Below are 10,648 nucleotides of genomic sequence, written 5' to 3' on the forward strand. Positions count from 1 at the left end.
AAGTTCGACAAGGGTGCCAGGGTCAGCGCCATCAATACCCAGAGCGGTGCGGTGGAAGTTGCCGAACTGGAAGACGACGTCAGCTTTGACGTCGACACCTTCAACAAGCGCGTCATCAACGAAAACTTTAATCGGGTGATCTGCGAGCAACTGGCCAAAGAGCTGGACCCCTTTGATGACGAGAAGACCATGATCTTCTGCGCCACCGATCGCCACGCCGACATGGTTAAACGGCTACTCGACGATGCCTTCAAGGCAACCTACAACGGCGCCTACAACCAGGCTGCCGTGGCCAAGATCACCGGGCAGAGCGACAAGGTGTCCCAGCTCATCAGCCAGTACAAGAATGAGCGTTACCCCAATATCGCCATCACCGTGGATCTGCTCACCACCGGTATCGACGTACCCAGAATCTGCAACCTGGTGTTCCTGCGCCGGGTACGCTCGCGCATTCTCTACGAGCAGATGATCGGCCGCGCCACCCGCCGCTGTGACGACATCGGCAAGACTGTGTTCCGCATCTACGATCCGGTGGATATCTACGCCGCCCTGGACGACGTGAACACCATGAAGCCGCTGGTGAAAGATCCCCACATCACCCTGGAGCAGCTGGTCAACGAACTGGCCAACCCGGACACCCTGGAGCAAGCCCTCAACGCCCCCGGCGAACAGCAGGACGAAAGCCATGCGGATGTGGTGCTCAGCCAGCTCAGCCAGAAGCTCATGCAGGTACTGCGCAAGGCCGGGCAAAAAGCCGACACCAACCCCCAGGTCAAAAACAAGCTCAGCGAACTGGAGCAGCTCTGGGGCGTGGAGCCGAAAATCCTCCACAAGCACCTGCACGATCTCGGCCCCAAACAGGCTGCGGCTTTCCTTCAGCAGCATGGTGGCCTGGTCGATCAGCTGGCGGAAGTGAAAGTGCTGCTCGGCAGCGAGCGCATGCCGCTGATCTCCGATCACGAAGATGAACTGAAAGACCGCAGCCAGAGCTACGGCAAACATCAGCGGCCGGAAGACTACCTGGACAGCTTCACCACCTTTATCCAGCACCAGCTCAACGAATCCGCCGCCCTGGCGGTGGTGGTGAACAAGCCCCGCGACCTCACCCGCGAGCAACTCAAGGAAGTGCGCCTGCTGCTGGATAACAACGGCTACACCGAAGCCAGGCTGCAAAGCGCCGTGCGCAACCAGACCAACAAGGATATCGCCGCCAGCATTGTCGGCCACATCCGCCGCGCCGCCCTGGGCGAAGCCCTCAAGCCCTTCGAGCAGCGCGTGGCCGAAGCCATGGACCGCATCTACGCCCAGCACAGCTGGAACCCCAACCAGCTCAAGTGGCTGGAGCGCCTGGGTAAGCAACTGGTCCACGAAGTGATCATCGACCGGGACTTCGTCAACCAGCGCTTCGGCGAGCAGGGCGGCGTGAAAGCCCTGGATAAAGTGCTGGAAAATCAGCTGGATACGGTGCTGGATGAGCTGGGCGAGGCCATCTGGCCGCCAGTCAGCGCCTGATAATCCTCTGGCCCCTGTGGGAGCGGTCGTTCGACCGCGATTGGCCCTGTCTTGGCCCGATTTACTCTATATGTCGAAAAAAGGGCGATTTATCGACATATCGGAACAACATGTCGATGCCGTGGACATAAGTCATTCTTGAAATAAGGTGTGTCGTTATTACAACTAAGGCCACAAGTTGAAATAGCTGCCTCTCTTATTTTAACTTCCGAGGCGCGCCCCCATGCAGCGAGGACTCACCGGGCAATACACCAGTAGCGGCTTTGGGAGGCTCTGGCCGCCCTTGGCCGGCTGTCCGGATCTCATGGATGCCTTCGAACACCAGCTGGGGCTGGTGCGCGAAATGACCGGCCAGAAACGCAACCGCGTTTACGCCTACACCGCCTATATCGACATACTGAATCGGGACTGACCCCGACCAACAGCCACAGCGTCGATGCGCTCAGGAATTGGAGCAGTAAAGAGGCGGCAGGGGAGGGCTCTGCCTAAACCCCGGTTTTCTCTCTGTGTCGATGCCCTGAACATACGGGCCTTTTTGTATTGATTGTTGGTGTTATTTAATACACAAATGGCCTTGTGCATGAACTGCCATCCACAAACGTTGTTATATATTGCTTTTCTCTATTTTTAATACACAAGTAGTTTTGTGAATGGTAGAGTCAACACAAAGTCATTTATGAATGACATATTAAAGAAACTAATACGCTAGCGGCGGTGCCCATGGAACCCTATCGACCACAAGACCTGCCACTGGCAGACATCGACTACGCCCAGCTGATCACCCTGGTTGGCGAGGCTAATGCCAAGCTGGCGGAATACAGTGGCTTGCTGCAAGGCATTGTGAATCCTGCGGTCATGCTGTCACCGCTAACTCAGCAGGAAGCGGTGCTGTCCTCAAAAATCGAGGGTACTCAGGCCACCGTGGAGGAGGTGCTGGAGCGGGAAGCCGGCCAGAACTTCGATGATCGCAAGAACGAAGACATCAACGAAATCCTCAACTACCGCAAAGCCATGATGCTCTCCCAGGAGCATCTCAAGGATGGCAGGCCGATCACCCTCAACCTCTTGTTGCAGCTGCATGCCATCCTGCTTGATAGCGTGCGTGGGCAACACAAGGCGCCGGGTGAATTCCGCAGGGAGCAGAACTGGATTGGTCGTCCCGGCTGCAGTATCGAACAAGCCAGCTTCGTGCCGCCTAACCCGCTGCAATTGGAAAGCCACCTGCAGCAGTGGGAGCAATACCTGCAACACAATGATTTCGATGTGTTGGCACAGACCGCCATCGTTCATGCTCAGTTTGAGTTGCTGCATCCCTTCAAGGACGGCAATGGCCGTATTGGCCGCCTGCTGATACCGCTTTTTCTGTACGCCAGACAGCGGCTTTCCAGCCCCATGTTTTACCTGTCGGACTACCTGGAAGCCCACCGTGATGAGTATTACCAGCGCCTCTCGGCTATCTCCGCCGAAGGCGACTGGACCGGCTGGATTCAGTTCTTTCTGCGTGCGGTCATTCAGCAGGCGCGCACCAATCTGGATAGAGTCCGTCGCATCATGGCGCTCTATGAAGAAACCAAGGCGGCAATGGCAGATATCACCCACAGCCAGCATAGCCCCAAGCTGCTGGACGGCATCTTTGATCGTCCGATTTTCAGCGCGGGCGACTTTGCCCGGCGTACCGGTATTAACAAGCAGACCCTGCACGGCCTGCTGCGCCAGCTGGTTCAGGAAACCGGGCCGCTCATTATTCTGCAGGAAGGGCAGGGCCGCCGGCCTTCCATCTACGCCTTTCCTGCCTTGCTTAACATCTGTGAAGGGAGAGACATCTTCCCTGCCACCCAAAACGCATAAGGCTGACCATGACCAACAACGACATCGTCCAGAAACTCTGGAACCTCTGCGACGTCCTCCGCGACGACGGCATCAACTACTCTGACTACGTCACCGAGCTGGTGCTGCTGCTGTTTATCAAGATGGTTCACGAAACTTCAGATCTGCCGATGCTGGAAAAACACCTGCTCCCAGAAGGTTGTAGGTGGACCGATCTGAATCAGAAGTCGGGAATTAATTTGTTGAACGACTATCAAGCGATTCTCACTGCTTTGGGAACGGGAAAACGAACTATGGTCGATTCGAGTGATCCGACGAAGACCATAGAAGTGAAGGTTCATGATGATCCACTGATTACAGCTATTTATGCCAAGGCTCAGACTCGATTGAGCGAACCCCGCCATCTGGAACAGATGATCAAGACCCTGGACCAGATCGACTGGTTCAGCGCCCAGAAAGACGGCCTCGGGGATCTCTACGAAGGCTTGCTGGAAAAGAACGCCAACGAAACCAAATCCGGTGCCGGGCAATACTTCACCCCCCGCGCCCTGATCGATTCCATGGTGCGCTGCATCCGCCCGCAAATTGGCGAAACCATTCAGGACCCGGCCGCCGGCACCGCCGGCTTCCTGGTCGCGGCGGATCAGTACATGCGCGCCCAGACCGATGACTATCTCGATCTCAGCGCCAAGGACGCCACGTTCCAGAAGAACAAGGCCTTTATCGGCGTGGAACTGGTGCCCTCCACCCGCCGCCTGGCGCTGATGAACTGCCTGCTCCACGGCATGGAAGGCGACAAAGAGGGCGTGGTTCACCTCGGTAACGCCTTGGGTATGGTCGGCCAGGGCCTGGACAAGGCCGATGTCATCCTCGCCAACCCGCCCTTCGGCACCGCCAAGGGCGGGGAAGCCTCCATCACTCGCGATGACCTCACCTACAAGACCAGCAACAAACAGCTCGCCTTCCTGCAGCACATCTACCGCAATCTCAAACCCGGCGGCCGCGCCGCCGTGGTGCTGCCCGATAACGTGCTGTTCGAAGCCGGCGTCGGCACCGACGTCCGCCGCGACCTGATGAACAAGTGCAACCTGCACACCATCCTGCGCCTGCCCACCGGCATCTTTTATGCTCAGGGCGTAAAAACCAATGTGCTGTTCTTCACCAAGGGCAGCGCCAAAGACAAACTGCAGGAAGAAAACTGCACCGAAAACGTCTGGGTCTACGACCTTCGCACCAACATGCCCAGCTTCGGCAAACGCACCCCCTTCGGCGAACAACACCTCAAACCCTTCGAGCAGGTCTACGCCCCCGGTATGGACGATGCCGCCGTAGGAGCCTGCCTGCAGGCGATCCTTCACCCAGACAACCGCACCGAAGGCGAATACAGCTTCAACGCCGAAGAGATCGACCTCAGCGAAGACGCCAAACAAACCGACGAAAACCAGGGCGTCGACGACCAGCTCGTCCACAGCCGCTGGCGCTGCTTCACCCGCGAATGGATCGCCGACCATAAGGGTGACTCCCTCGATATCGCCTGGCTCAAGGACAGCGACAGTGTCGATGCAGCCAATCTTCCAGAGCCGGAAGTATTGGCAGGGGAGGCCATGGGTGAGCTGGTGCAGGCGCTGGGTGAGCTGGATGGGTTGATGCGGGAGTTGGGGGCTGGAGAGGAAGCTGATGGGCAGAAATTGCTAGTTGCTGAATGTTTTGGTTTGAAGGATGAAGAAAGGTCATGAGCCAAGTTAAGCCAGCGTTTTGGAACAGTTCTAGCATAGGAGAGCTGTGTGACTTGATTAATGGTAGAGCCTTCAAGACAACGGAATGGAGCGAAACAGGACTTCCAATTATCCGCATCCAAAACCTCAATAATCCTGATGCGAAATATAATCATTTTGATGGTGATCTTGCGGATAAGCATCGAATAGAAAATGGCGATTTGTTGTTCGCATGGTCGGGAACTCCGGGAACATCCTTCGGCGCACATGTGTGGTGCGGAGAAACGGCTGCGCTAAATCAGCATATTTTCAAGATCGATTTCAAAGAGTCATATATACATAAAAAATATCTTAGATATGCCATTAATCAGAAATTGGAGGAACTAATTTCTGGTGCGCATGGTGGTGTTGGATTGCGGCATGTTACAAAAGGGAAATTTGAGGCTGCAAAGATAGCGTTCCCCGCGCGAGCCGAACAAAAAGCCATCGCCGAAAAACTCGACACCCTGCTGGCCCAGGTAGAAAGCACCAAGGCCCGACTCGAACGCATCCCGAAAATCCTCAAACGCTTCCGCCAATCCGTCCTCGCCGCCGCCGTGAGCGGGAGGTTGACGGAGGGGTTTAATATAACTGATCAGGATTATTACCAGTCTATTGATGAAGAAATAATAGAAGATAGAAAGCTCGCTACGATCCCTCTTCCAAATGCAGAGGAGCTTGAGCTTGCGGTGAGTTTTTTTGATGGCGCAAGTTGGGACAGGTGGAAACTATATGCACTCGAGCAGCTTGTTGATAGTAAAAGAGGTATTCCATACGGAATCGTCCAAACAGGAGAGGCTCAGCAGGAAGGCGTGCCTACAATACGTTGTGGTGATGTTAAGCCTCTATACATAGAAAGCGATAATCTCAAAAAGGTCCTTCCTGAAATTGAGGATAAATACTCTCGAACAAGGCTAAGGGGAGGAGAGGTCCTGCTGGCTATTCGGGGGACGGTGGGAAATGCAGCAGTTATTGATGATAAGTTAGTTGCCAACCCAATAAATATTAGTAGAGAAGTAGCGATGATTCCTGTTAGAGGGAACATTTCATCGCGCTATGTGGCTCTGTTGTTGCAGTCTCCGGGTGGATACAGGGCACTTGCAGAGAAAACAAAAGGTGTTGCCCAAAGGGGTATCAATCTTTCTGACGTTAAACGTCTGGTCACACCGTTGCCAACCTTTAGCGAGCAAGCTGAGATCGTTCGCCGCGTAGACCAACTCTTCGCCTACGCCGACACCATCGAAACCCAGGTCAACAACGCCCTGGCACGGGTCAATAACCTCACCCAATCCATCCTCGCCAAGGCCTTCCGCGGCGAACTAACCGAACAATGGCGCAAGGACAACCCGGATCTGATCAGTTGCGAAAACAGCGCCGAAGCCCTGCTGGAAAAGATCAAGGCAGAACGCGCAGCGGCCAAGCTGGTGAAGAAAGCTAAAGCAAAGGTAAGAAAGGGGTAGGATGTGAGTTTTTTGAAAGATGGATCTTATGTGGCGTTTGATATTAGTGCGAAGAATGTGATTACTCGGCCAGCTCTTGCTGGTGCGTGGATTGAGGTTTATCTCAAGGGAAGGGTTTCCGATAATGGTATTAACGCTATTCCTCTATCTGGATCTCTTCAGATAAATGCTCAAGGCCCCCAGTTGCCGTGGCCTCGGTTCGATTTGTACCAGACGTACCAGCCGCAAGCCTTTAACGGAAATGAGACGCAAATCATATATGCCGGTCATGTTGGTTATCCTTTGCTGGAGGCCTTTGAGAAAGAGCGAGCAGGCAAGGATTTCTCAGTGCACATACAAGCTTCGCTGAGAGTGCATGCTCAGAATGGTGCTATAGAGGATTGGAACCTTAACGGTCATGAATCGCTACATAAGAATGTTCAGGAATGGGGGAATATTCTGTCTTCTGCAGGGTATAGGAAGTACCTTTTCCATGATTTATCGTTCCCGGCAGATGGCAGTGAAAGGGAAAATTCTGTCTATAGCCTACTGTATACGGCGAGAGCGCTTTTCGAATCAGGGTTATATAGGGAGTGCGTGGCAAGACTGAGGCAAGCGGAAGAGAGACTTCGCGAGCGTAGAAAGGACAAGAGGAACATTTTTTCAGCTATGGAAGCGTCCGCGTCAAATTCTAGAGCAGAGAAAGAGGCAATGACGCTGGATCAACGGCTTTTTTCGTTGAGAGGCCATATGCAGAATGTACTCCACTCAGCAGCCCATGAAGCAGAGCCGGATTCCTCGTTTACTCGTGAGAAGGCGAAGCTCCTCCTCATTACGGTATCGGCCATGGTAGAGCTATTTCCAGAGCCGACTGTCGATTTGGTCGCTGGAGAGAAAGATGAGTGACATCAAACTGTTCCAGCTCAAAGGCAATAGCGTAACCGAGCTTGCGGGCAGCGCGGTTAAGCTCGAAAAAGATCTTCAGCTTCATGTGGAGTCCAACATGGAGGTGCTGCTCGGCGTCCGCTTCCTGGCCAGTGAGTATGGCACTGGCAAAACCCATAAAGGGCGTATCGACTCCTTGGGGCTGGATGAGAACGGTTGCCCGGTGATCGTCGAGTACAAGCGCCACAGCAATGAGAATGTAATCAACCAGGGCTTGTTCTACCTGGACTGGCTGCTGGATCATCAGGCCGAGTTCAAGCTGCTGGTCATGGAGCAGATTGGCAGGGAGGTGGCTGAATCCATCGAATGGGGTGGCACTCGCCTGATCTGCATCGCCTCGGACTTCAACAAGTACGACGAGCACGCCGTCCAGCAGATCAATCGCAATATCGAACTAATGCGCTATCGCTACTTCGGTAGCGAGCTATTGCTGCTGGAATTGGTCAACGCCCAGACCGCCAGCGGTTCCCTGATTCCGACAACCTTGTCCCTTCAAACGAAACGTCCAGCGAAAACCAATAGCCGCAAAGACGGCAAGAGAAGTGGCGACAAATCCCAGCAAGAGCGACTGGAGTTGGCGTCCCCCGAGCTGCTCAAGCTCTATGACACGGTGTGCAGCTACATTGAGCAGCTGGGCGATGAAGTCCAGCGCAAGGAGCTCAAGCTCTACACTGCCTTCAAACGCATCCGTAATTTCGTCTCGCTACTGGTAATGCCAGGAAAAGATACGCGCCTAGTCATGTACCTCAAACTCCCCGGTTCATTGGGGGAAGAAAATAGCTTCAGCCGAGACATGAGCAGTATCGGCCATTGGGGTACGGGAGATTTGGAAGTGAATATCCGTAATGCAGAGGATTGGGAAAGAGCAAGGCAGCTTGTGGATAAAGCCTATCAGCAGAGTTAGTTCGAAGATTGAGCGATAAAATTATGGTTTCAATGGATGGAATGTTTTCGTCTCGCTTATTGAAGAGGTTGGCTTTGGGGCGAAAGCTGTCTTCCTTTCTGCATAATGAAGTAGGCATCAGAAGTAATGATGTACGTAAGGTTTTATCTTTGACAGCGAATGACTCTGATGCCGAAAGGTTAGTCGGAAAGATCGATGGTTACTGGCGCAGGAAAAGACAGGAAGCTGGCTTGAGTGCTCACCCAGAAGATAATAAAGAAAGGCTGCTTATCTACTCTCTCGTTTCTCATGTGCTGGCTTCGCACTCCTCATGCTATGAAGTGCTGATGGAAGAGGCTAAGTATATCGAGAATATTGAATTTTTACCCATTGCTTTGATGCTTGAGGCAGAGGTGTTTCATGATGGTTCTGATCTTGGTGAGGCTTTGAACGCAATAAGGAATGAGAGAAAAGAAGGTATAGTAAAAATAATAGATCCGGTGGCTCTCGATAACGAGTTTGTGACTGGGCCTTACCCGTCAGTATCTGACGTAAAATACGCTGATCTGAAAATAGATTTAATTTCGATTTTTGACAATTCAGTTCTGTCATGGCTGGCTTTGATGGATGTCTTGTTTCACAGATCAATTCCCGAGTTTGTTGATATAACGCCTGTTCCATGGTTTTTGAGATTGATGCCTCTTAACCCGGATTTCAAAGCCAAGACTTCCAATGCCAGGCTTATTGATATGTTGGCTTGTATATCATTCAGGAAGTCGCGACGTATCTGGCCAGATAAACCGCCAAAGACGGGTGAAATCACCAGTAACCCCGGGTTCTCATCGGCCTGGCGGAGAAATGATAAGCGGCTTGGGGCGTCTGATGAATCTGATCCGAATAAGGTTATCAGTCACTGGCGGGAGCCGGGCCGGAAGTTTTCTTTCGGTGACTTTGCAGGCCTATGGTCGGCGCTAAACCCGCAGGAAAATGTGGCCTCCATGCTCCCCTTGTTTTACGCCTCCAATATTTGGCAGGAGGTATTTTTCTCTCGTGAGAGAGAAGCCAATTTGATATTTAGACGGTGCCTTTTTAATAGATATGAATATTGGTGGAAGCTGCATCTGGCAGTTAGCCAGGAAGAAGGGTATGAAGCCGCTGAAGCCCCTCTCCCTGGCTGCATATCGCTGGTTTAGTGACTCGATATTTACCCGCTGGAACTGGTCAGATGCCAGCCATTGTCATTGGGGCATTCGTAGACGCGCAGATTTGGGGCTCCTTGCTCGGCTAGTATACTGGCACGCCTGTCTGCCCCTTTTCTTGTCTCATAAAGGCTTTTGGGTTCACCTGAAGCGCTGGTGCAGTAACCGCATGTTCGGCTTGGGGTGTGCCTGCTCTTGGGCGTCAGGTGCCAGTATCTGCATTTGGTGCAATCATAAGGAATTAGGTCGTTCCCATATATTGTGTTGATGTAGTTCGCTGCATCTTCAGCCTGAAATTCAAATTCATACTCAGTGAGCGGTTCGCCTCGCTTGCTCATGCAGGTCATGCTTTTGCTCGCCATATTTATGCTCCTTGTCTGCTGTTGAAGTAACAGAAAAGAGCTTAATTCGATTTAAAAAGCATTTTTCCCCATCTTTAGGACAGAGGCATGTAGGAAATGATTTGCCTGAATGCTCATCCGTTCACTTCTTCCATGCAGTCCGGCCCCACCTGTTGACGCATCACTCTTCTGTGTTGTTCCCTCAGTTCGGCTGATGCGCTCTGGGTCGAGTTGCTGTCTGGCTACCAGTATGGGGCTCGCTAACTTTGCCTGGGTTGGGAAATGACCTGTTACCAAGCCAGTGACTTTCTTGTTTGCATGCATGCCGGGGGCAGAGAGCCCCCTCGGAAGGGTGCGGATAGATGGCGCACCAGCAAGCGATGACAAGACGGGTCAGGATATTCGTTCAGCAAGCTGAACTTCCCACAAAACACCCTCTCCACCCAGCGGCAGCGTCACTCGATATTCTGGATCTTCTTATTGGTTAAAAAATAAAAGTATTTTAAAATCAGTAGTTTATTGGTTTTTTTGCATGGTGTTTTCTGCTTTGCCCACCATGCTGCCCACCACTTTTAAGTCCTTGATTTAGCTTAATGAGCAAATACGCGGGGCCTTTTGGAGGAGGGGTAGGCTGCTGAGAATTCAGGGTCCACGTGCTCGGTTTTTCAGGTCGTGACGATAGGGTTTCTGGTGAATGTATTCACTGGAGAGCAAGATGACAATTCGTTGGCGTTACCTGGATGGATGG

General features: G+C 52.7%; 8 protein-coding genes. All 8 read left to right on the plus strand.

Annotation, left to right across the window (positions count from 1 at the left end; all coding sequences use genetic code 11):
- The coding region (locus AXW11_RS03990; protein ID WP_286791877.1) for a type I restriction-modification enzyme R subunit C-terminal domain-containing protein at nt 1-1,512 on the plus strand (1,512 nt) is incomplete at its 5' end.
- A 223-nt stretch (nt 1,513-1,735) separates the two neighbouring features.
- Nucleotides 1,736-1,924 carry a hypothetical protein gene (locus AXW11_RS03995; protein WP_286791879.1) on the plus strand — a complete coding sequence of 63 codons (189 nt, stop codon included), beginning with the start codon at nt 1,736-1,738 and terminating at the stop codon, nt 1,922-1,924.
- A gap of 308 nt (nt 1,925-2,232) precedes the next feature.
- Nucleotides 2,233-3,360 carry a Fic family protein gene (locus AXW11_RS04000; protein ID WP_286791881.1) on the plus strand — a complete coding sequence of 376 codons (1,128 nt, stop codon included), beginning with the start codon at nt 2,233-2,235 and terminating at the stop codon, nt 3,358-3,360.
- An 8-nt stretch (nt 3,361-3,368) separates the two neighbouring features.
- Nucleotides 3,369-5,075, plus strand: a complete 1,707-nt coding sequence (locus AXW11_RS04005) for a class I SAM-dependent DNA methyltransferase (RefSeq protein WP_286791883.1) — start codon at nt 3,369-3,371, stop codon at nt 5,073-5,075.
- The gene (locus tag AXW11_RS04010) at nt 5,072-6,553 is read left to right on the plus strand and encodes a restriction endonuclease subunit S (protein ID WP_286791884.1); all 1,482 of its coding nucleotides are present in this window, start codon (nt 5,072-5,074) and stop codon (nt 6,551-6,553) included. The genes AXW11_RS04005 and AXW11_RS04010 overlap by 4 nt, the downstream gene beginning before the upstream one ends.
- A 3-nt stretch (nt 6,554-6,556) precedes the next feature.
- Nucleotides 6,557-7,438, plus strand: a complete 882-nt coding sequence (locus AXW11_RS04015; protein ID WP_286791885.1) for a hypothetical protein — start codon at nt 6,557-6,559, stop codon at nt 7,436-7,438.
- A complete protein-coding gene (locus tag AXW11_RS04020; protein WP_286791886.1) occupies nt 7,431-8,381 on the plus strand; it encodes a DUF5655 domain-containing protein in 951 nt (316 codons plus the stop codon). Before AXW11_RS04015 ends, AXW11_RS04020 begins: the two co-directional genes overlap by 8 nt.
- A gap of 8 nt (nt 8,382-8,389) precedes the next feature.
- Nucleotides 8,390-9,553 (plus strand): hypothetical protein, encoded by a 1,164-nt coding sequence (locus tag AXW11_RS04025; RefSeq protein ID WP_286791887.1) that lies wholly within the window; start codon nt 8,390-8,392, stop codon nt 9,551-9,553.
- Nucleotides 9,554-10,648: the final 1,095 nt, after the last annotated feature.

Source organism: Marinobacter sp. Hex_13 (genome assembly GCF_001566815.1).
GTDB classification, from domain to species: domain Bacteria; phylum Pseudomonadota; class Gammaproteobacteria; order Pseudomonadales; family Oleiphilaceae; genus Marinobacter; species Marinobacter salarius.